This window comes from Maribacter huludaoensis (assembly GCF_029350945.1).
In the GTDB taxonomy this organism is placed as follows: Bacteria; Bacteroidota; Bacteroidia; order Flavobacteriales; family Flavobacteriaceae; genus Maribacter; species Maribacter huludaoensis.
Genome location: NZ_JARKMS010000003.1, coordinates 211498 through 235028, shown reverse-complemented (window position 1 = coordinate 235028; position 23531 = coordinate 211498). Strand labels below are relative to the sequence as shown.

Annotated in this window: 21 protein-coding genes and 1 other RNA gene; 14 read left to right on the top strand and 8 right to left on the bottom strand. The window is 34.0% G+C overall.

Annotated elements, in window-relative coordinates; all coding sequences use genetic code 11:
* Positions 1 to 6: 6 nt before the first annotated feature.
* Both PXC01_RS10985 and PXC01_RS10980 read right to left on the bottom strand, forming a co-directional pair.
* Complete coding sequence (locus PXC01_RS10985) at positions 7 to 1131, bottom strand: hypothetical protein (protein WP_276472345.1); 1125 nt, start codon at positions 1129 to 1131, stop codon at positions 7 to 9.
* A gap of 32 nt (positions 1132 to 1163) precedes the next feature.
* Positions 1164 to 2786: an ABC-F family ATP-binding cassette domain-containing protein gene (locus tag PXC01_RS10980; RefSeq protein ID WP_276472344.1), complete on the bottom strand. Its 1623-nt coding sequence runs from the start codon at positions 2784 to 2786 to the stop codon at positions 1164 to 1166.
* Positions 2787 to 2965: 179 nt separating this feature from the next.
* Here PXC01_RS10980 and PXC01_RS10975 point away from each other — a divergent pair, with 179 nt between their 5' ends.
* Positions 2966 to 4348 (top strand): transaldolase, encoded by a 1383-nt coding sequence (locus PXC01_RS10975; protein WP_276472343.1) that lies wholly within the window; start codon positions 2966 to 2968, stop codon positions 4346 to 4348.
* Here the strand turns inward: PXC01_RS10975 and PXC01_RS10970 are convergent.
* A complete protein-coding gene (locus tag PXC01_RS10970; protein ID WP_276472342.1) occupies positions 4345 to 5154 on the bottom strand; it encodes an SDR family oxidoreductase in 810 nt (269 codons plus the stop codon). The two genes, PXC01_RS10975 and PXC01_RS10970, sit on opposite strands and share 4 nt — an antisense overlap.
* Before the next feature lie 89 nt (positions 5155 to 5243).
* An RNA gene (ffs, locus tag PXC01_RS10965) (signal recognition particle sRNA small type) lies at positions 5244 to 5342 on the bottom strand.
* 110 nt (positions 5343 to 5452) lie between these two features.
* Here ffs and PXC01_RS10960 point away from each other — a divergent pair.
* The 8 genes from PXC01_RS10960 (at position 5453) to PXC01_RS10925 (ending at position 13340) form a co-directional block, all read left to right on the top strand.
* Positions 5453 to 6508: a glutaminyl-peptide cyclotransferase gene (locus tag PXC01_RS10960; protein WP_276472341.1), complete on the top strand. Its 1056-nt coding sequence runs from the start codon at positions 5453 to 5455 to the stop codon at positions 6506 to 6508.
* A gap of 3 nt (positions 6509 to 6511) precedes the next feature.
* A complete protein-coding gene (locus PXC01_RS10955; protein WP_276472340.1) occupies positions 6512 to 6898 on the top strand; it encodes an acyl-CoA thioesterase in 387 nt (128 codons plus the stop codon).
* A gap of 25 nt (positions 6899 to 6923) precedes the next feature.
* Positions 6924 to 8459 (top strand): hypothetical protein, encoded by a 1536-nt coding sequence (locus PXC01_RS10950; RefSeq protein WP_276472339.1) that lies wholly within the window; start codon positions 6924 to 6926, stop codon positions 8457 to 8459.
* A gap of 144 nt (positions 8460 to 8603) precedes the next feature.
* A complete protein-coding gene (locus tag PXC01_RS10945) occupies positions 8604 to 9335 on the top strand; it encodes a LytR/AlgR family response regulator transcription factor (protein ID WP_276472338.1) in 732 nt (243 codons plus the stop codon).
* A gap of 139 nt (positions 9336 to 9474) precedes the next feature.
* The gene (locus PXC01_RS10940; RefSeq protein ID WP_276472337.1) at positions 9475 to 9651 is read left to right on the top strand and encodes a hypothetical protein; all 177 of its coding nucleotides are present in this window, start codon (positions 9475 to 9477) and stop codon (positions 9649 to 9651) included.
* Positions 9652 to 9743: 92 nt separating this feature from the next.
* Positions 9744 to 11837: a tetratricopeptide repeat-containing sensor histidine kinase gene (locus tag PXC01_RS10935; protein WP_276472336.1), complete on the top strand. Its 2094-nt coding sequence runs from the start codon at positions 9744 to 9746 to the stop codon at positions 11835 to 11837.
* A 39-nt stretch (positions 11838 to 11876) separates the two neighbouring features.
* Entirely contained in the window at positions 11877 to 12545 is a 669-nt protein-coding gene (locus tag PXC01_RS10930; protein WP_276472335.1) for a response regulator, read from the top strand.
* A gap of 156 nt (positions 12546 to 12701) precedes the next feature.
* The gene (locus PXC01_RS10925) at positions 12702 to 13340 is read left to right on the top strand and encodes a hypothetical protein (RefSeq protein ID WP_276472334.1); all 639 of its coding nucleotides are present in this window, start codon (positions 12702 to 12704) and stop codon (positions 13338 to 13340) included.
* Between the two features lie 27 nt (positions 13341 to 13367).
* Here PXC01_RS10925 and glyA read toward each other — a convergent pair whose 3' ends face one another.
* Complete coding sequence (glyA, locus tag PXC01_RS10920; RefSeq protein ID WP_276472333.1) at positions 13368 to 14642, bottom strand: serine hydroxymethyltransferase; 1275 nt, start codon at positions 14640 to 14642, stop codon at positions 13368 to 13370.
* A 247-nt stretch (positions 14643 to 14889) separates the two neighbouring features.
* Between glyA and PXC01_RS10915 the strand changes: the two genes are divergently transcribed.
* A complete protein-coding gene (locus PXC01_RS10915; RefSeq protein WP_276472332.1) occupies positions 14890 to 16074 on the top strand; it encodes a hypothetical protein in 1185 nt (394 codons plus the stop codon).
* 24 nt (positions 16075 to 16098) lie between these two features.
* Here PXC01_RS10915 and ytxJ read toward each other — a convergent pair whose 3' ends face one another.
* Positions 16099 to 16491, bottom strand: coding sequence for a bacillithiol system redox-active protein YtxJ (ytxJ, locus tag PXC01_RS10910; protein WP_276472331.1), 393 nt, complete (start codon positions 16489 to 16491; stop codon positions 16099 to 16101).
* Positions 16492 to 16649: 158 nt separating this feature from the next.
* On the opposite strand from ytxJ, the gene clpB reads away from it, so the two are divergent.
* Both clpB and PXC01_RS10900 read left to right on the top strand, forming a co-directional pair.
* The gene (gene clpB / locus PXC01_RS10905) at positions 16650 to 19250 is read left to right on the top strand and encodes an ATP-dependent chaperone ClpB (protein WP_276472330.1); all 2601 of its coding nucleotides are present in this window, start codon (positions 16650 to 16652) and stop codon (positions 19248 to 19250) included.
* Between the two features lie 113 nt (positions 19251 to 19363).
* Complete coding sequence (locus PXC01_RS10900; protein WP_276472329.1) at positions 19364 to 19957, top strand: TetR/AcrR family transcriptional regulator; 594 nt, start codon at positions 19364 to 19366, stop codon at positions 19955 to 19957.
* A 58-nt stretch (positions 19958 to 20015) separates the two neighbouring features.
* Here the strand turns inward: PXC01_RS10900 and PXC01_RS10895 are convergent, their stop codons facing one another.
* Positions 20016 to 21653, bottom strand: coding sequence for a PorP/SprF family type IX secretion system membrane protein (locus PXC01_RS10895; RefSeq protein ID WP_276472328.1), 1638 nt, complete (start codon positions 21651 to 21653; stop codon positions 20016 to 20018).
* An 84-nt stretch (positions 21654 to 21737) separates the two neighbouring features.
* On the opposite strand from PXC01_RS10895, the gene PXC01_RS10890 reads away from it, so the two are divergent.
* Both PXC01_RS10890 and smpB read left to right on the top strand, forming a co-directional pair.
* Positions 21738 to 22280 carry a SixA phosphatase family protein gene (locus PXC01_RS10890; RefSeq protein WP_276472327.1) on the top strand — a complete coding sequence of 181 codons (543 nt, stop codon included), beginning with the start codon at positions 21738 to 21740 and terminating at the stop codon, positions 22278 to 22280.
* An 80-nt stretch (positions 22281 to 22360) separates the two neighbouring features.
* Positions 22361 to 22822, top strand: a complete 462-nt coding sequence (gene smpB, locus PXC01_RS10885; protein WP_276472326.1) for an SsrA-binding protein SmpB — start codon at positions 22361 to 22363, stop codon at positions 22820 to 22822.
* Here smpB and PXC01_RS10880 read toward each other — a convergent pair.
* Positions 22819 to 23460, bottom strand: a complete 642-nt coding sequence (locus tag PXC01_RS10880) for a protein-L-isoaspartate(D-aspartate) O-methyltransferase (protein ID WP_276472325.1) — start codon at positions 23458 to 23460, stop codon at positions 22819 to 22821. The genes smpB and PXC01_RS10880 overlap by 4 nt on opposite strands.
* Between the last annotated feature and the right edge of the window lie 71 nt (positions 23461 to 23531).

Here is a 23531-nt window from a genome sequence, read left to right as displayed (position 1 = left end):
CTATAATTATTTTATAAAAATAGAATTGGGTACTCCATCCAAATCAATATTATCAATTAATTTGAAATCGGGTGCAGGAGTTATTCTTAGAATTCCGCCTTTATCGACTTGACCTTTTTTCTGATAACCAATTAGAACGTAATTATTCGCTTCGTCATAGGCAACCGATGTTGTTTGGGCGATATCATATTTTATGTTTAGTTCGGTTTCTGTCAAAAAATTCTCAAAAAGATATACTACCGTACTGTTTTTTGCAAAGTCATAAATAGCGGGCACCTCTGTTATTTCTGCACTTGGAACATTCTTTTGAAAATAGAACTTTCCTGCATTATCCATAAAGAAATCTGAAGTTGTAACAAACCCAGGTTCTGTATTATCACCATATGAAGTGTATGATTTATCTAAAGTCACAGGATCAATAATAGTGTGTAATTTGGGATAGCTAACAATTATCTCACCTACATTATTGGCAAATAAACGCTTAGCATCTAAGCCCAAGTCAAGTTCCATTAAAATTTCATTGGTATTCAAATCAATGGCGGACAGGTGATACTCTTCCGTTACAAACTCATTTAACGTCAAAACAAACAATCTGTTTGATGAAAACAACAAATCTACCGGTTTTTTGTCCAAGATAATTTCTGTTGGACTGTTGACCGATCCAACAAAATAGTTTAAACGAACCACAAACTGTTTATCCTTACCCAACAAATCCCGTTCATATGCTACAGCCACAATTTCATTGAAACGTGCCATGGCATGTACATTGATGTCACAAGCATTTATGTCTTCAAAAAGAGCTACAGATGTAGATTCTGAATTTTCTGAATTAAACCACTGCAACGTTGCTTTACAATTAGTTGTAGCAAAGTAACTTATATCAGTTTTTGTTCTATACTTAATTGCGTTGGAAGGGAAATCGCTAAAAGTGCTTAAACTACTTTTTACAGAAAATTCATCTTCACCAGACCCTAAAACAACTCCGTTCAACACATTGTTATTTTGTAAAAAAACAGTGTATTCTACTCGTAAGTTTGGAGCTATTTCATCTTCAACTTGTTCTGAAGATTTTTGGCAAGCGAAGAAACTTAAGCCCAGCACAAAGCAGGCCACATATTTGTAGGTTTTCATAAAACATCGATTTGGGTTAATCTATTCTATGTTTAATCAGCGTACATTTTATTACGCTGATCTTTTAATGCCTTGTCAGACATATACTCATCAAACGTAGAATACCTATCAATGTTGCCTTTAGGAGTCAATTCTATAATTCTATTCGCTACGGTTTGTGCAAACTCGTGATCATGTGTTGTCAACATAACGGTGCCCTTAAAATTTTTAAGGGAGTTGTTGAATGCCGTAATACTCTCTAAATCCAAGTGGTTGGTAGGTTCATCTAACATTAATACATTAGCACGCATTAACATCATTCTACTTAACATACAACGAACTTTTTCACCACCGGAAAGTACCGTACATTTTTTCAACGCTTCTTCTCCGCTAAATAACATTTTACCCAAAAAACCACGTATGTAAACCTCTTCGCGCTCTTCTTCTGTTTTAGCGTACTGGCGCAACCAATCTACTAAATTTATATTACTGGTAAAGAAATCAGAATTGTCCGCAGGTAAATAAGATTGGGTTGTAGTAACACCCCATTGATAGGTGCCCTTATCAGCTTTCTTATTTCCGTTTATAATTTCGTAGAATGCAGATGTAGCTCTAGAATCCCTTGATATTATAGCTACTTTATCCCCTTTTGCCAAATTAATATTTACGTTATCAAACAACAGCTCTCCTTCTTCAGTTGAAGCAGAAAGTCCTTCTACATTTAATATTTGGTCACCAGCTTCGCGCTCTCTATCAAAAATTATTGCCGGATATCTTCTACTAGAAGGCTTAATATCATCCACTTTTAATTTTGAAAGCATCTTTTTACGGGAAGTAGCTTGTTTACTCTTTGCAACGTTAGCACTAAATCTGGCAATGAATTCTTGTAATTCTTTTGCTTTTTCTTCTGCCTTTTTATTTTGTTGTGCACGTTGGCGAGCGGCCAATTGACTACTTTCATACCAAAACGTGTAATTACCGGAATATAAATTTAATTTACCAAAGTCAATATCACCAATATCCGTACAAACTGTATCCAAAAAGTGACGGTCATGACTTACAACAATAACGGTATTTTCATAATCTGCCAAGAAATTTTCTAACCAACTAATTGTTTCATAATCCAGGTCGTTGGTAGGCTCATCCATAATCAACACATCAGGATTTCCAAACAATGCTTGCGCCAAAAGCACTCGCACCTTCAACTTGGAATCTAACTCTGACATTAAAGTAAAATGCATATCTGCATTGATACCCAAGTTAGACAATAACGCAGCAGCATTACTATCTGCGTTCCAACCGTTCATTTCCTCAAACTTTACTTGTAACTCCCCTATTCTATCTGCATTTTTATCATCATAATCAGCATAGAGGGCATCAATTTCCTTCTTGATCTCATAAAGTGGTTTGTTACCCATGACCACAGCTTCCAATACCGTAAATTCATCGGCAGAGTTATGATTTTGCTCCAATATCGACATCCTCTTTCCCGGCTCTAAATGCACATGACCAGAAGTAGGATCTAATTGCCCTGCAAGAATCTTTAGAAACGTTGACTTACCAGCACCATTGGCACCAATTATACCGTAACAATTGCCTTGGGTAAAGGCAACGTTTACTTCATCGAACAACACTCGTTTTCCAAATTGAACAGAAAGATTAGAAACAGATAACATAAAAACAAAATTTTAAAAATCCGTGCAAAAATACTGAATTTATAGGCTTGACGTACCTAGATTGCCCTCAAATTCCACAAAAGATTTTTAAGTTGGCACTACATAACATTTAACTAGCTATTAACAACATCTGGTGATTAGGTTTCTTAATTTTGACTGTTACCAGTCCCATATATTATATGATAAGAATTTTACTATCAACATGCGTAGCCTTATTAGTGGGTTGTTCCTCCCAAAAGAAAGATTCTGAAACCGTATTATTTGCAGGCGAAATCGTAAATCCTACAAGTGATCAAGTTATTTTATTAAAGGGAGGAGTTAAAGTTGATTCTGCCAAACTTGACGATAGAAACCGCTTTAAGTTTAAGCTGAATTCTATTGAAAACGGATTGTATCATTTTAATCTAGCGCCAGAACATCAATATGTTTATTTAGAAAAGGGCGATAGTTTAATGGTTAGGCTGAATACCATTTATTTTGATGAATCCCTTGTTTTTTCAGGTAGTAATGAGGAAACCAATAATTTTCTTTTAGAATTATTTTTAGCGACCGAAGAAGAGGATTCTGAAATGTATTCTGAATACTATGAATTGGAACCTTTAGATTTCCTAAATAAAATTACATTATTAAAACAGGAAAAGGTCAATAAGTTAAAAGAATTAAATTCTGAAAGCCAACTTTCTGATGAAGCGCTAAAGTTATTGAACGGCAGTATAGATTATACGTACAATAGGTATAAGGAAATTTACCCTTTTAGACATAAAAGAAAAACTGCAGAACAAAATTTCCATGAATTACCTAAAGATTTTTACGGCTACAGGAGTCAAGTTAATTATGGTGACCACACCCTAACTTACCTTAGACCCTATTATGATTTCATGAAAGCCCACTTAGGAAATTTAGCATATATGAGCTGCTTAAATGATTGTGATACCGAACATAAACAAGAGAGCAAGCAACTACATTACAAAAAGCATAAACTACATTTAATAGATAGTCTTGTGGTTGAGAAAGAATTGCGAGACAATCTTTTTAGAAACGTTGCTTTTGACTACCTGTTAAAGAAAAAGGACGCTCCTGAAAACACTGAAATTTTCCTGAATGAATTTAAGAAAGTTTCTAAAAATAATATGCATTTAGAGGAAATAGAAAATCTATATGAGGGTATTGCAAACTTACAGCCAACAAAAATAATTCCTAACTTAGATGTTATTTCTTTTGAAAATGAAACCACAACGCTAACCGATATTACCGCCAATAAAAAAGTCCTTTTTTATTTTTGGTCCGGCACCAACAGTGGACAATATAAAAATATCTTTGAAAGAATAGCATTGTTAAGGGAGAAGAAACCAGACCATGTTCTCATTGGTATTAATATTAAAACGGAGTTTGAGCAATGGAAAAAAATTATTGGCACATTAGGTGTTGATCCTTCATTACAATACCATAGCAACGACTTTAAAGAACTGACTGAAAAATTGGTGCTCTACCCTATGAACAAAGCTATTATAACAGACAATTCCGTTATTGTGGACGGCTTTTCAAATATATATAAGAACTAGTGAGAACTATGACTTTCAAGTAACTTCTCAAACCAACGCCCGGGCAGTATATTTTTAAGTGTCAACGAAAACTTTTGAATGAAAGAGCCTACTTTGTAATGGGGTTTTGGATTTTTTGTCTCAATTATCTTTGCAACTTTTTTAGCAACATCAGAAGGATCACCACCACTATCAACATCCGCATCTATAGCTTTCAAAGTATTACCGTAAGCTTCTTTATATGCAGAACCTTGGTACACAGGAGTGTGGTACCTACCAGAAGCAATATTGGTGGCAAAATCACCTGGAGCCAATGTTGTTAGATGAATTCCAAAAGATTTGGTTTCCATTCTATAACTCTCTGTAACAATTTCAAGAGCTCCTTTAGAAGCTGAATATACTCCTCTATACGGTAAGCCCATGTAACCTGCAATAGAAGTAATATTAATGATCAGGCCTTCTTTTTGCCTACGCATTGTTGGCAATACAGTGTTCATAACATTCAATGGTCCGTTGAAGTTTGTGGCAAACGCTTTTAAGACTTCTTCATGAGGAGTCTCTTCCATTGGTCCTGTTATACCTACTCCTGCATTATTGATTAAAACGTCAATTCTACCCTCAATTTCAAGCAATTCTGTAATACAACTTTTAATAGTACTTACATCTCTTACATCCATCTCTAAAAGTGGAAATTCTGAAAATGAAGGATATTTGCTTTTGCTACGTGTTGTACCATAAACATTATACCCCTTCTCCTTTAAATATGTACCTATTGCTTTACCAATACCTGAAGACCCCCCTGTAATTAGAACTACTTTTGTTTTCATTTTATAGAAAATAAGCGATGCTAAACTTTATATAGAATTGGTTATGAATGTGTTAGCCTAAAATATAAAATTTCACTTTAGGGCACAAAAAAAGGCAAGCTACCTACATCGCACCGCTACGACCGTATACCCTTGCTGCGTTCCCACCCTGGGGGATTCTACAGGAGCTGGTCGTGTAGGACTTGCCGGGTGCAAATATACAATCTTTTAAAACTTTGACAATCCTTTAGTTTCTTATTTTTATGAATTAAATTGCCTTGAATTAATTACTTCATCAACTTAAACACCCATTTTCTTAATGAAAATTTTCAATTATTTCTGTATCGTTCTAATTACCAGCTTATTTACTGCTTGCGGAAGTGGCAATCAAAAACCATCTTCCCTATTTGAAATTAGTTTAGAAAAAAATGTAAACCAAGTTCAACAAAATCAAGAAATTGGTATAAGCATTAAAAATAAAAAAGAAAAAGAGATAGAAAATGTAGAATATAGTATTGACGGCGCTCCTTTAAATTTTAATAACGACAAAATTAAGATCGATGTTCCAACCTTGGGCAACAAAATTTTGACCGCTAAAATTACCTTTGATGGTGAAACGGTAAACATCAACAAAAACTTGAAGGTACTTTCTGAAAAAGCTCCGGAAATTTATACGTATACTGTCATTAATGAATATCCACATGACACAAAATCTTATACCCAAGGTCTTGAATTCTATAAGGACACTTTATATGAGTCTACAGGTAGAAAAGGTCAGTCTTATTTAAGAAAACTGGATTTTAAAACAGGAAAGGTCTTTGAACAAATAGATTTGGATGAATCCTATTTTGGGGAAGGCATTACTATTTTAAACGATAAAATTTACCAGCTAACATGGCAAAGTGGTCTAGGGTTTATTTATGACCTTAACTCTTTTAAAAAATTAGATAATTTTCAATATGGAAAGAGTCGTGAAGGATGGGGATTGACCAATGATGGTTCAAAAATTTTTAAGAGTGACGGAACAGCAAAAATTTGGTTTATAAATCCGGATACGATGACCGAAAACGGTTATATTGAAACAGTAACCAATTCTTCCATTTTTGACTCTGCAAATGAATTGGAATATGTTGATGGAAAAATTTATGCCAATGTATACCAAAAACCTAGCGTAATGATCATAGATAGCAATACTGGCGCCATTGAAGGAGTAATCAATTTTAGTGGTTTAAGCGATATGATCACCAAAACCGAAAATTGGGACAAAACAAATTACGTTCTTAACGGAATAGCATATCACCCGGATCGCAAAACTTTTTTTGTCACCGGTAAATTTTGGAACAAAATGTTCGAAGTCCAAATTGAGAAAAAATAACATATGGCATTCCAAAAAGAACTTGTTGTTGCACATGATGACCTAGACGATTTAAATCATGTCAACAATGTTCGCTACGTGCAGTGGATACAAGATATCTCTAAACAACACTGGCAAACTATAGCAACCAAAAAAATGCAAGAGGAAGTTATCTGGGTGGTATTAACCCATCATATAGAATATAAACGCGCAGCAGTTCTTGGCGACCCTATCCAAATATCAACTTATATAGCCTCTAGCTCTGGTGCCAAATGTGTTAGAATTGTAGAGATGATACATGGCACCACCAAAAAATTATTAGTAAGATCAAGTACTGAATGGTGTCTTCTTGATAGTATATCATATAGACCTTTAAGAATTCCGGAAGCAATTAAAAAAATTTTCCTGTAACTTAGATTTGTCAAACCCCATTTGCGTGCATCTAAAGACCCTATTTATACTTTCTGCCCTATTTGCTCTTCTCTGTAGCACCTCTTGCAGAAAAGATTTTGAATACACTGAAAGTAGTGGCCGTCTTTCATTTTCAAGAGACACTGTTTATCTGGATACGGTATTTACCAATATTGGCAGTAGTACTTACAATCTAAAGGTGTTTAACGACACCAAGAAAGATATTTTAATACCCAACATATCTCTTAAAAATGGAAACGAGAGTTATTACAGGTTAAATGTTGATGGTGTTGCCGGTAAAGAATTTACCAATATTCCCATTTACGCCGAAGATAGCCTTTTTGTTTTTGTAGAAACCACTATAGATATTACGGACAATTCACTTAATGAATTACTTTACACAGACGCTATTTTGTTTGATAAGGAACCATTTCAACAAACCGTAGAATTGGTTACATTGGCAAAAGATGCCATATTTCTATATCCACAGGAAAATAAAAAGGAATCAATAGTACTATATACCGATGAAAATGGAAACCCAATTGAAATAGAAGGCTTTGAATTGGCAGATATTCACTTAAATTTTAAAAACGATAAATCTTATGTTATATATGGATATGCCGTCATCCCCAAGGGAAAAAAGCTTATTATAGACCCGGGCACTCGTGTTCATTTTCATCTAAATTCTGGTATTTTAGTACAAGATGAATCATCCATAATCATTAATGGCAAGCTTAGTTCAAATGACAACGAATTTGAAAAGGAAGTCATATTTGAAGGAGATCGCTTAGAACCTGAATTTGAAAATATCCCCGGACAATGGGGCGCTATTTGGATCGGTGCGGGCAGCAAAGACAACGCTATTAATCACTTGACTATTAAAAACGCCGAAATAGGTTTATATGTAGAAGGCCAGATTAACGCTCCAGAAGAAACATTGAACATCGCAAACAGTCGCATATTCAATAGTGCTAAGTATAATATTTGGGCAAGCAACGCATACATAGTAGCCAACAACTTAGTTTTGGGAGCAGCTGGTAATTCTTCCTTAAAAGTTGAAAATGGCGGTACTTATTCTTTTAGTCATGCTACCATTGCAAACTATTGGAACAAAGGCTTTAGATTTAATGCCAGTGTTGAAATCAGTAATACTTCCGGCACTGATGAAAGTGGAAGTTTTGATTTATTTTTAGCTGATTTCAAGAATTGCATTATAGATGGTAATAGCTCAAATGAGATTTTGCTACAAAAGAACGATCAGAATATTTTTAACTACACTTTTCAAAATTGCTTTATAAAATTTAATGAAAACCAATCATCTACCAACGAAGATGTTCTTTACGATTTTGAAAATAAAGAACATTATTTAAATATTACACTTAACGGCAAATTAGACTATTTTCAGCCTTTTATGAACGATTATAGAATTGGTTTAGATTCTGAATTAATAAACAAAGGTGATATAAATACCGCAAATAATTATCCGGTTGATATTTTAGGAACACAAAGAATTCCTAATCCTGATTTAGGTGCTTTTCAAGCGAAAGAGAAAAATCAGTAGACAAAACCTAGTATTTTTCGACAGATTTTTCTGTCACAGCCCCTACAAACATTGATTTTATCAACATGTCCTTGGTTTTTATAAGGACATTCTAGGTTTTCTTTTTCTTACCTATGTTTAAATTAGCGCACACACTATTTTTCATTGAACTATACCTATACCATAATAGATTCTGATGCTGTTTCAAATTTGCAGTTGCATGCATTTTTAGACGAATACGGTGATTTTGAATGCGTAAATACAACCAATAATCCTTCGGATGGATTAAACGATATTTTAAAGTACTCTCCAGATATAGTTTTTATAAATCTAAATACCAATTATTCTTCTGTTTTTTTAATGGTTACAGAAATTCATCAATATATGAATCAACTACCCATTTTAATTGGTATCGCATCAACTAAAAATTATGCATATGATGCTATCAAAAATGGATTTTTCGATTACTGGTTGCAACCGTTCAATGAATTTGACATTAGAAAATCGTTATTGAAACTTCAGAAAAGAATGCCAAAAGAGAAGGCGCCAGAGACAATTTGCTTAAAATCATATAACGATTTTCATTATCTAAATACTAATGATATTCTTTATTTAAAGGCAGATAACAATACCACTGAGTTTTTTATGAAAGATGGTGCAATTATAAATGCCTACAAAACGTTAAAGACATTTGAAAAAACTTTGCCGAACAATTTTATGCGTGTTCATCAAAGCTATATTGTAAATACAAGTTACGTTTCTCGTATCAACTTTGGCAAATCTATCTGTTCTATAAAAGCAGTAAATCAAAATATCCCTTTTTCAAAAACTTATAGAGAGAATATGAACAACCTTAAAAACATTCTTTCAAAAAACACCTTTTCTTCACTTAATTAAAGAATTCTCTCACAATTGGTTCATTTACTAATAGAATCAGGCCGTTTACTTAAGACTTATAATAATGTCCTCACAAGCCACTAATCGATATTACTTTGGCTGTATAATTATTTAAGAAACCCCTAAAAACAAGAACAATATGAAAAAAGTAGTTAGTATTTTAGCAGTTGCAATAATGACAATAGGTATGGCAACATCAATTTTTCAAGACACAAACAATGAAGTTGAATACACTAACGATATTACAAAAGCTTCAAATTGCGATGACTGTTCTTTACCACTTGATGACAGAAAACCACCTAAGAAAATTATATAAGTAAATTTTTAAATATAAAAAAAGGCCTTTAACGATTTCGTTAAAGGCTTTTTTTATAACTTGGATTTTAACAATTATAACATCAGTTTTTCTTGATAAAGTCCATAATTTATTATTCAGCAATCTACATACTTTGTATAAGTTGTTCAAAGAACGCTCCTGCCCCATTGTCAACCGATCAGGCCATTCAAATTGATAACAATATCAAAAGCGATAGTATTGACGCCTGGATATCTGAAAGTTATGATGATAATGTTGACCAAAAAATTAAAATAGAGTTACAGCTTAAAGCTTTTCAGTTTATTGAAAACATTGGTAATGATACTCTTAAGTCCAAATACCTATCCAACCTATCTTACAATCAATCACAAATTGTAGACAGCGCATTGTTCCGTAAAATCAACAAGAATGCGATTTCTGTAAATCTTAAAATAAAGGATTCTGCAGCTGCCGCCAATGCATATTGGGATTTAGCTTATTTTTTTCGTAAAAGATCTATAAAAGATAGTGCATTTTACTACTATACGGAAGCACAGAACATTTTTGAAGCCTTAAACGATCGATCCAATTCAGGAGAAATGTATTTGCAAAAGGCTGTTATTCAAATGAAAATTAAAGACTACGTAGGCAGCGAAGCAAATATTATAAAAGCAATTGAAATTTATAATTCAATTGAAGACACCAAAGGGTTGTACAAATCTTATAATATACTAGGCATAGTTTTAAACGATTTAAAAGATTATGACAAAGCACTTTCTTACTACAATGAAGCGCTTTATTATTTGGACAAAATTCCTAATTCAGAAATTCACAAGGCTAGTTTAATTAATAATATAGGGGTCATTTACAGAGATAAAAAAGAGTATAAAAAGGCCATAGAAAATTTTAATGAAGTTTTAGGCAAACTAAATATCTACGAAAAACATCCGGTATTATATTCCAAAGCACTTAGCAATCTTGCTACCGCAAAATTATATTTTAAAGACACTGTTGACGTAGAAAAATTATTAAAGAAGGCAATCGATATTAAAGCGCAACAAGACGATACCGGCAGTTTGGCATCAAGCTATCACAGTTATTCTGAATACAAGGCCTACGCTGCAGATACTTTAGGAGCTATTGAAAAAGCCAAAATTGCCGAAAGATTATCAGTGGAAGGAAGCGCTAATGAACAATTATTAAAAACTTGGCTGTACCTGGCAGAATTAGATAAATCTAATGCCCCTGAATATTTTAAAAATTATACCGAGCTTAATGACAGTTTACAAATAGAAGAACGAAAACAACAGAATAAGTTTGCACGTATACGTTTTGAAACCGATGAATTTATAGCTGAGAATATAGAGCTAGAAAGTGAAAAGGAAACACTCTCCAAACAAAAACAAATATGGATCGGTATAGCAACAGGCTTCTTCTTACTTGGTCTTTCCATCTACATAATAATAAACCAAAGGGCCAAGAATCAAAAACTACGTTTTGATCAACAACAACAGGCTAATAATCAAGAAATTTTCAATTTAATGCTTATGCAAAAGCAAAAAGTTGATGAAGTTAAGCGCCTAGAGCAAAAAAGAATTTCAGAAGAACTACACGATGGCGTGCTTGGAAAAATGCTTGGAGCACGAATGATACTTACCGGCTTAAACAAAAGGACTACAGATGAGGCAATTCAAGAAAAATCCAAAGCCCTGGGATCCTTACAAGAAATTGAGAACGAAATAAGGTCAATATCTCACGAGCTTAGCCATAGTGCATATCAAAAAATAAACAATTTTACAGATTCTGTCGAAACACTTCTTGCCAATAACAAGAACAATAAAATTAAGACCTACTTCCATTTTAATGAAGATGAAAATTGGGATAGTTTGGCCGGAGAAATTAAAATTAATGTTTATCGTATTATTCAAGAAACATTTCAAAATGCGATCAAACACTCTAAATGCTCCTATTTTGAAGTTACCTTTTATAGAAATGACAATGACTTCAATGTAATTATGAGCGATAACGGCGTGGGCTACAACGTAAGCAAAGGTAAAAAAGGCATAGGTATAAGAAATATTACTTCTAGAATGAACAAATTAAACGGAACGTTTCATATAGACTCAAGACAAGGAGAAGGCACTACTATTTCTTTAAATATTCCTATTATAGAGGATATTAAAAATAACACCGATAATAATATTTAATTTAAAAACGTTTAGTAAATTATAATAGACCCCGAAACTATGAACACGGTAAGAATTTTAACGGTAGATGACCACGAAATGACAGCTCTAGGATATAAATATATCCTGGAAGATTCTGATTTTACAGATTTTAATGTTAAAGTTGAAATTGCTACCAGTTTTGAAAAAGGCAAGTTAAAAATAGAGAATTCTAAACGAGCAGTACCGTATGATGTTATTCTTTTAGATATCCAATTATTCTCACCAGAATCAAAAGACCCAAGGACAGGAGTAGATTTAGGTATTGTGGCAAGAGCAGAGGTACCTAAATCAAAAGTCGTTTTCATGTCATCTTACAGCGACAACTATAGAATTAATAACATTTTTAAAACGGTAAATCCTGACGGATATATGGTAAAATCAGAGATAGATGAAATGTCTCTTAAGACTATGGTAGAAACTATAATTAACGGCTCTCCGTATTATACCGCCAGTGCATTGTCAGCTATACGTCGCAGAATGTCCACAGATATCATTATAGATGAGCAAGACCAAAAGATCCTTTACCATCTTTCTCAAGGAATACACACTAGAGATATAGCGCCTTTAATTGGATCTGCAAACACAACCGTTGAAGCCAGAAAAAGACAACTTAAGGCATTATTCGATGTTAAGAACGGTAATGATCTGGCCCTGATTAATGAAGCCAAAACACGTGGTTTCCTCTAGAATACTACTTTTAATAAGTGTTTAATTATCAGCCTATTACAAAATACAAAGTTATTTTATAATAATATCCTCTGAAATTCTAAGGTTTTCCTAGGTCAGATTACGAAGTTAGAAAAGTATCTTTATAACAAAGAAATGCTATAAATTTCCACCTATATGCCTTTTAATTTCGAAAATTTCATCAACAATTCAAAATTAGAATATACCAAAGAAATCGTTGGTATAGATACATTTCTAAGTTCCCTAGGATTTCATTATTTTTCAAATGTACAGCTCAACAACAAGCACATTACTTTCAATTCTATTAGTTTAGTATTGGAAGTATCCTGTAATTTAGATCTATTGGAATTACTATCTCATTTTAATACAGGTAGATGGGGAAATAGTGGAACAGAGGAATCTCCGTTACAACATGCTTTAGAAATATTGAACACAAAAAACAAATACAATATTGATATTGAAGAACTTACATTCTTTTTAAATGACACTAGTATTGTAATAAAACGTATTTACGACAAGAGTATACCCACTCAATTAAATGACATTTTAAAGCAGATTGCATTTAACTATGTTTTTTTAACCAGAGGACTTACTCAAAAACCATATGAAATTTTTGTTCCCATATTTGAAGACAGTATTGAGAATATGGAAGCTAACGAAGATCAAATTAATACTGCACCAAAAACATATTCGGAATTTTGGGGGATTTACCTTGACAAAGATGACGAAGCATCTATTTATGATGTACTCAAAAACACCTATGTAAGTGGAGATTTAGAGTTTTTATCTGAATAAAAACTCTAAATCTTTTTCAATTTTTAATTAAGCATTAAAAATTGGTCTAGTACTCATCATTGCATTTACTTTTGCTCTTACATCTTTTATGATAGCTTCATTTTCAGGGTTTGTAATTACCTGATCAATAAAATCTACCACTTTTTCCATATCGCTCTCAACCAATCCTCTAGTTGTAATTGCAGCGGTACCAAAACGTATTCCTGAAGTAACGAAAGGTGATTTATCATCAAATGGCACCATGTTCTTATTTGCAGTAATATCTGCCAGCACCAAAGCTTTTTCCGCGTCTTTTCCTGAAATATCTTTATTTCTAAGGTCAATCAGCATCATATGATTATCGGTACCATCAGAGATTATATTGTATCCACGTTTAACAAAAGACGTTGCCATGGCATCTGCATTTTTCTTTACTTGTGCTATATATGTCGCATAAGAATCGGTCAGGGCCTCACCAAATGCAATTGCCTTACCGGCAATGACATGTTCCAAAGGACCACCTTGATTTCCTGGGAAAACAGCCAAATCCAACAAAGCAGACATTTTTCTTAAGTTTCCGTTTTTCAACTTGATTCCGAATGGATTCTCAAAATCAGAACCCATTAATATTAACCCACCTCTTGGTCCTCGTAATGTTTTATGAGTAGTTGTCGTTACAATATGACAATGAGGAATTGGATCACTTAAAAGTCCTTTGGCAATTAAACCTGCCGGGTGAGAAATATCTGCAAGTAAAATAGCATTTACACTGTCTGCAATTTTACGAAAACGCTCAAAATCCATATCTCTTGAATATGCCGATGCACCTGCAATAATCAACTTTGGTTGCTCTTTAGTAGCTATTTCTTGAATTTTATCATAATCCAACCTTCCTGTTTCTTTATCAACACCGTAAAATACCGGTGTATATAATCTACCGGAAAAATTAACGGGCGATCCATGTGTCAAGTGACCACCATGAGACAAATCAAACCCTAAAATCTTATCACCGGGTTTTAAGCATGCATGATAAACCGCTGCATTGGCCTGAGAACCAGAGTGTGGCTGTACATTAGCATAAGCTGCACCAAAAAGCTCTTTTGCCCTATCAATTGCCAATTGCTCAACTTTGTCCACTACTTCGCACCCGCCATAATACCTTTTACCCGGGTATCCTTCGGCATATTTATTTGTAAGCACAGAGCCTTGAGCCTCCATTACTTGAGGACTAGTAAAATTTTCAGAAGCAATTAGCTCAATTCCATTGATTTGACGTTGTTTCTCTTCTTCAATAAGATTAAAAATTGTGGTATCGCGTTGCATGGTACTATATCTTTTAAATAAGTGGCAAAAATACAAATAGCACTTTTAAAGAAATATAAAAAAGTACACAAACACTTAACTTATTTATTAAAATTAGTTAATAACTACACTCTTTATAGATACTTAATCCCCAAATGGATGGAGCACATTATCGAATATATACTATTACTTATCCCATAACGTTTAATTAAAACCTTTTTGTGGCACGGCTGTTGAATAGCTATTATAAATCCTAAAAATAATAGACATGAGAAAATTTCTACTATTTAGTTTTATCGGAATACTACTTTCATGTAGTGGAGTTAAAAAAACTCAAGAGGCCCTTAATACAGGTAATTATGAAACTGCCATCAACAAAGCGGTTGCTAACATTGCTACAAACAAGACCAAGAAGAGCAACCAACAATACATAATTCTGTTAGAAGAAGGATATAAAAAGAATACAGATAGAGAGCTACAGCATATTAAATTTCTAAAAAAAGATGGCAATGCAAAAAATTATGAGGAAATCTATAATAGCTATGCTAGATTGAAATCTATTCAAGAAAGAATTCGGCCTTTGTTACCATTATACGTTACGGATGAAGGTAGAAAAGCAAATTTTGTTTTTAAAAATTACGATGATGAGTTAATTGCCGCTAAATCAAAATTGTCTAATTTTCTCTATACCAATGCCACTAAAGTATTACAGGAAGCCAATTACAAATCTGATTTTAGAAAAGCGTATAACAATCTTATTTATCTAAATGAGATTAACCCAAACTATAAGGATGTGATGTCTAAAATAGACGAAGCCTATCAAAAAGGGTTAGATTATATAATTGTGGACATGGTCAATAATACCGATCAGATAATTCCCAAAAGGCTGGAAGACGAACTATTAAATTTAAATATATTCGGATTAAATTCTAATTGGACAGAATACCATACAAAAAGAATACAAAATCAACTATATGATTACCAAATGGAAGTTTCATTTCAGAATATTGATATTTCTCCGGAACAGATAAGGGAGAAGCAAATTAGCAAAGAGCGTCAAATTAAGGATGGCTATACCTTTTTAGAGGATGGTAACGGTAACGTTGTTAACGATAGCCTAGGCAATAGTATTAAGATAGATAAATTTAAAACTGTTAGATGCAATTTTTATCAGTTTACACAATACAAAAGTGCCGAAGTTAAAGGCGTAGTTAGTTTTGTTGATTTAAAGAAAAAACAAAAAGTAAATCAATACCCGTTATCTAGTCAATTTATATTTGAACATATATATGCCAATTATGACGGTGACAAAAGAGCTTTAGATAATGATTTGATGTCTTTCTTACAGCTGGCAAGGATTCCATTTCCCAGTAACGAACAAATGGTATATGATGCCGGTGAGGATTTAAAGAATAATCTTATCGACATACTGAACAAACAACGTTTCAATTAAAAAAGCCCCTTGAAGGGGCTTTTTTTAAATGTATTTCTCTAAGTTAATATCTGATATTGCACCATGAGAATCATGTATAACCACTACTCCATTTTTTATGATCAATAGTTGAGGAGATTGATGCATTACCCCAAACTTTGATGCTACGGCATTGGACACGTCTCTATTAGCCAACAAATCTAAAAAGTAAAGATCCATTTGCCCATCTTGCAAACTGTAACTACTCTTGAACATATTAAGCACCATTCTGCTTATACCGCAGGTTGTAGAATGTTTAAATATTACCTGAGGCCTACTGCTAGATTTTTCTTTAATTGTACCAAGTTGGTCTACGGTATTTAAAGGTATCCAAGGTATATTGGAAGAACCACTTTCACCTTCACTTTTAGAACCAAATAAACCACCAAATATTCCCATAAAATTTTTAATTTAATGTTGTGTATTCATCAAGGTGCAACTGACTAATTGTCACCTAATTTCTTTTATTTACAGTCATTTTGTCCTGTAAGTTCAATTGGTAAGATTGTTGACAAATACATATCAAAAGTATTACAATAAACTAAAACCCAAAGAAAATGAACATAAATAATTTTACTATAAAATCACAAGAGGCCATACAACAGGCCCAGCTGATTGCCCAAAATAACGGACATCAGCAAATTGAGAACGAACATATTTTTAAAGCGCTTACAGAAGTTGAAGAGAATGTAATGCCCTTTTTAATAAAAAAATTGGGAATTAACTTTTCATTGGTTCAGCAAATCATAGAAAAAGAACTTTTAAGTTTTCCTAAAGTAGAAGGCGGCGATATTCAATTTTCAAGAGAGGCCGGAAAAACGCTGAACGAAGCAAGTATCAGTGCTAAAAATATGGGAGATGAATATGTTTCTATAGAACATCTCTTTTTGGCCATATTAAAATCTAAAAGTAAAATAGCCCAGATTTTAAAAGATCAAGGGGCTACAGAAAAGCATTTAATAGCAGCCATAAATGAATTGCGCAATGGAGAAAAAGTTACTTCACAAAGTGCGGAAGACAGCTATAATTCTCTAAAAAAGTATGCAAAGAACTTAAATGAACTTGCAGATAGCGGCAAGCTGGATCCTGTTATTGGGCGTGATGAAGAAATTCGTAGAATTCTACAAATTCTATCAAGGCGTACAAAGAACAACCCCATTCTTGTAGGTGAACCCGGCGTAGGTAAAACGGCTATCGTTGAAGGTTTGGCACATAGAATTATACAAGGAGATATTCCTGAAAATCTAAAGGATAAAATAATTTATTCTTTAGATATGGGCGCTTTGATCGCCGGGGCAAAGTACAAGGGCGAGTTCGAAGAACGGCTGAAAGCGGTTATTAAAGAGGTAGTTAGTGCAGATGGCAATATTATTTTGTTCATAGATGAAATACATACCTTAGTTGGTGCCGGCGGAGGTCAAGGTGCTATGGATGCGGCCAATATTCTTAAACCAGCTTTGGCAAGAGGCGAGTTACGATCAATTGGCGCAACTACATTAGACGAGTACCAAAAGTATTTTGAAAAGGACAAAGCTCTGGAAAGAAGATTTCAAAAAGTAGTTGTAGATCAGCCAGATACCGAGAGTGCCATTTCTATTCTTAGAGGTATTAAAGAAAAATATGAAGCACACCATAAAGTGCGCATTAAAGATGAAGCGGTAATTGCTGCGGTAGAATTATCACAAAGGTATATCACCAATAGATTTTTACCAGATAAGGCCATTGACCTTATGGATGAAGCCGCTTCTAAGCTTAGAATGGAAATAAACTCCAAACCTGAAGAATTAGATGTTCTTGACCGCAAGATTATGCAGATCGAAATTGAAATAGAAGCTATTAAGCGGGAGAACGACACTCAAAAACTACAGATTCTAAACTTAGATTTGGCAAATTTGAAGGAAGAGCGAAATGAAATTTTTGCCCAATGGGAAAGCGAAAAATCTGTAGTTGACAATATTCAACAGACAAAACTTGACATTGAAAACTTTAAAGCCGAAGCCGAGCGTGCCGAAAGAAATGGTGATTATGGAAAGGTTGCGGAAATTAGATACGGCAAAATAAAAGAAGCTCAAGAAAACCTTACTAAGCTACAAGACAATTTAGCTAAACAGCAACATTCCGGTACGTTGATCAAAGAAGAGGTAACCAGTGATGATATTGCCGAAGTAGTTGCTAAATGGACCGGCATTCCTGTCACAAAAATGTTGCAGAGCGAACGTGAAAAGTTGTTGAAGCTTGAAGAAGTACTCCATAAGCGTGTTGTTGGTCAAGAAGAGGCCATTGAGGCGGTTTCAGATGCCATACGTAGAAGTAGGGCCGGCCTGCAGGATTCAAGAAAACCTATAGGTTCTTTTCTTTTTCTAGGTACAACCGGCGTAGGTAAGACTGAATTGGCAAAAACCTTGGCATCATATTTATTTGATGATGAAAATGCCATGACCAGAATAGACATGAGCGAATATCAAGAAAGACATTCGGTCAGTAGACTTGTAGGTGCGCCTCCAGGATATGTAGGTTATGATGAAGGCGGACAATTAACTGAAGCCGTACGCAGAAGACCATATTCAGTTGTATTATTGGATGAGATCGAAAAAGCACATCCAGATACGTTCAATATCTTATTACAGGTCCTTGATGAAGGCAGATTGACCGATAACAAAGGAAGGGTCGCAGATTTTAAAAATACGATTATCATCATGACCAGCAATATGGGTAGCGACATTATCCAAGACACTTTTGAAAATGCCGTAGACGTTTATAGTGCAACCGAAGCCGCAAGGATTGAAGTGCTGGGTCTATTGAAGAAGACCGTTAGACCGGAGTTTATCAATAGAATTGATGACATAGTCATGTTTACACCTTTAACGAAAGATAATATCAAAGAAATTGTTAAGCTTCAACTAGAGAGTTTAAAGAAAATGCTGGATAATCAGCAAATTACTTTAGATGCCACGGAAGAAGCCATAGATTATTTGGCGGATAAAGGTTATGACCCACAATTTGGTGCAAGACCTGTAAAAAGAACTATCCAAAAAGAAGTACTTAATAATATGTCAAAAGCATTGTTGAGTGGTGAAATCAAAGCTGAAAGCGTTGTGTTGTTAGATGCTTTTGATAATAGCCTGGTCTTTAGAAATCAGGAAGAAATAACGGTTTAATTTTAATAATTTGTTAGAAAAGCGTTCATATAAAATATATGGACGCTTTTTTTTTATAAACAGTATATACCATACAGTATAGATTATTTATATTCGCATTAAAACAGTCTATTATGTCAACCAAAGCCGAAAGAACAACTGCATTTATTATTGAGACTGTCGCACCTGTTTTTAACAAACATGGATATGTGGGCACTAGTATGAGTGATTTAACCGGCGCCACCAACTTAACCAAAGGTGCGCTTTATGGTAATTTTGAAAACAAAGAAGCACTTGCCCTAGCTGCTTTTGAATATAATAGAAGTTTATTACTTACTGCCATTGACGAGCAATTGTCAATTGACGGCAAGGCCATGGACAAAATTAATAATTTGATCAACTTCTATAAAAAATATGACATTTTTACTTTGAATATGGGTGGTTGCCCTATTTTAAACGTTGGTATTGATGCCCAACACAATAATAAACTACTTGCAGCTGCAGCAAAAGAAACTGTCAAGGAAATTGAAGGAAAAATTGCTTTGGTTTTTGAAAACGGCATTAATAACGGAGAATTTAAACTACCGGTATCTCCTTTGCAATTCTCAAAACAACTATTTACAATTATACAAGGCGCAATTTCAATGGCTACCTTAACAAAAGATCGCAAATACTTATTGAATACAGTTACCTATTTAGATGTTCTTATTAAAAGGGAATTAAAGTAAATCTATAATTACGTAAAGCTATAACAAAAAGTTACCCCTGTGAAAACTATTAGATTTTCTACTCTCCGGTAACCCTGAATATCCATAATTTATCAGTGTATTTTCCATTTAGTTTAGAGTCCCTAGCTTCTCTAGCTTCCTTTATAAAATTATATTTAGCCAAATACACATAGTTATATTTATTCTTTTGTCTAAAGAATGATTTAGCATTTATTCCACGCTTTTGCATATCTAAGATAAAAGCATCTAAATACTTTTTAGTCCCAAACACATTGGCAATTAGGTAGTAACCTGGCTCTAAGGAACCTTCTTTTGTCACTTCCTCGTATTTTTCGCCAGCCCTAACTTTTACTACTTCATTTTTCATGGCCAAAGCCTGGCTTTGGGCAATAGAATCTTGCCTTCGTTGTTGGGCTAGTGCCAAAGCAGCTGCTTCATTTTTCTTTACCGTTGCTATAGAATCTTGCAATTTTTGCTGTTTCAATGCCTTGGCCGCTACCAAAGCCTGTTCTGCCCTGGCATTCTCTATAGAATCTTTTCTTCTTCTAATATCCCTTCTTGATTCTTTTACGGCCAATTTTGGTTTACTTGAAGCATTTTGAATACTATCCTTTATTCTTTTATTTTCAATAAGTGCCAAACGTTCTTGCTTCTTAGATTCTCGTTTAAGAGCCAATTTCTCTGCCTTTGTCAATTCATTGGATACAATTACATTATCTTCTTGTTTTACCAAAATTTCCTGTTTACGTTTTTGCTCCTCCGCAATTAACTGTTCTTCAAGTTTCTCCTCTGGTGTACGTAAGGTTCCCAGTTTATAAGATGTTACCAATTCAAATGACGGATCTTGTCCTTTTAATTCTGAACTTGTTCCCACTTCAATCAATGCACCAAAAGACAATCGTTTAAAGAAACGCCCCCCTAAACCACCGGAAAACCCGTAAAAACTATTATAACCGGCCTGTGCCCAATATTTATCTGTAGTCAATAATGTAGTCAGCCCTATTTGATTATCCAATCCAGGGATAGTCTTATAATATAGCATAGGTCTTAAAACTGAATTATCATCCGTACTTAATACACTAACAGGAAAATCATAGCTCACCAAAGTCTGAAACATTCTATCTTCAGGACTTGTGTTACGCTCGTTGGAGGTAAAATTATAATCGAAAAGGTTTTCAGAGACCAATCCAATATTGAACCTGTCTATACTTAAATTAACGCCTGGCGCCATTTGTAATATGAAATCGTTTTCTGCAGTGGTCTGTATGGGGTTCGGTACAAAAAAACGATCGTCCGCTAATTTTTGTTGAAAAGCGAAAACGTTTAAACCAGCACCTAAAATTACTCCATCACTTAATTCTATGGTGTGAGCATAATTTAGAGCAGCTCCCGTATTAAGAAAAATTCCTGTATTATGCTGAAAAAAACCAACACCTGCGGCAGAAACATCATTCAGCCTTGCCGTATAATTTAAGAATAACGTTGTTGGGTCTCCATCATAAGACTGCCATTGCCATCTAGTCCACAATGCTACAGATGAGGGATTGTTACGACCTAAACTATAAGCCGGATTTATTAAACTACTGTTGTATTCAGTGAGATTTTGCTGCCTGAAATCAGTAGGAAGTACGACCTCTTGGGCCTTAAGACCTAGAACTACAAAACCGATAAGAAGTGCCCCACAAATTTTTTTCATATGCAAAAAAACAAAAAATAGACTATTTATAGTACTATTTTGAAGTAATTTTAGTTATTAAATTAATACACCAAACAAAATTTCATGAAAGCATTAAAAATTGTTCTTTTAATATTTCTAGCAATCAATCTTTCTTGCAAAGATGAGCCAGTAAATGATACAGCGCAAGAACAAACATCAATTTCGACATTTTATCTTATTAGACATGCCGAAAAAAATAGAAACAATCCAGACGACCCTGACCCAGAACTTAACCAAAAAGGATTAGGAAGAGCTATGCATTGGGCAGAAATTCTTGCAGACACGGAACTTAACGCCATTTACTCAACTGACTACAATAGAACGGCAATGACGGCAGCACCTACATCGGTTAAACAAAATATAGATGTACAGTACTACGACCCAAGCACCATTGATATTGCACAATTTAAGGCCGATAATTTAAACAACAATGTCCTAATAGTAGGTCACAGTAACACTACTCCTGAATTTGTCAATAAGTTAATTGACGAACAAAAGTATTATGATATTGACGATAGCGAAAATGGTACGTTATTTATAGTTAAAATTATTAACGGTACACCTTCGGTTGAAAAATTGATTTTTAATTGTAACTGCCCTGATTAATACTAACAACAATATATATAGTTAGCAATAAATTTTAAAAGTATAAGACATTCATTGAAATGTTATTACTTTTGCTTGTGATGCAGAATACTATAAACATTAAGAACAAAAGAGCTCGTTTTGAATATGAGCTTTTGGATAAATATACAGCAGGTATCGTACTGGCAGGTACTGAAATAAAGGCTATTAGGGAAGGACGAGCGTCTATTTCAGAAAGTTTTTGTGAATTTAATGACAAAGAGGAGCTTTTTGTAATAAACATGCAAATTGATGAATATTCCCATGCATCTCACTTTAACCATAAACCAAAGGCAGAACGAAAATTACTCTTGCAGAGAAGAGAATTAAAAAAACTTAGTAAGGAAGTAAATACTTCTGGTTTAACGATTGTTCCACTACGCGTTTTTGTCAATGAAAGAGGATTTGCCAAAATGCAAATTGCATTGGCAAAAGGTAAAAAACTTTACGACAAAAGAGAATCTATTAAAGATCGCGATAACAAGAGAGATCTTGATCGTATAAAGAAAAATTTTAACGGCTAATTCTTATTCTCCAATAACGGTACAAATCTAAACGAACCGTACTCCGTCTTTGAAAATTCTTTTTCCGTAGTTCTAACGAACAAAGTCATTATTTGTTCTTCAAAACCAATTGGTATTACCAATCTACCGCCAACTTTCAACTGAGATAATAAAGCTTTGGGCACTTCTGGTGCACCAGCGGTTACAATAATTCTATCAAATGGAGCTTCCTTTGGCAATCCTTTATATCCATCGCCAAAAATTACCTGCTTTGGCCTGTAACCCATTTTTTTAAAAAAGATGCTGGTTTTTTTAAACAACTCTAACTGTCTTTCAACAGTATAGACCTTAACTTTTAATTTTAGAAGTACCGCTGTTTGGTAACCGCTACCGGTGCCAATTTCCAAAACTTTTTGCCCTGGTTCCAATTCTAACAATTCAGTTTGAAATGCAACCGTGTACGGATGAGAAATTGTTTGATTGGCAGCTATAGGAAATGCTTTGTTTTGATAAGCATGCCCCTCAAAACTACTATCCATAAATAAATGTCTAGGTATTTCCCTTACGGCATCCAAAACCTTTTTATCGGCTATTCCTTTGTTTATCAATACTTGCGCTAAATGATTGCGCATTCCCCTGTGTTTTAAGGTATCTTTCAATGGTAGTCGGTTTGTACCTCAAAGTTAACAAAGTTCTTTATATGATGGTAGTACAAGCAAAAACTTATCCT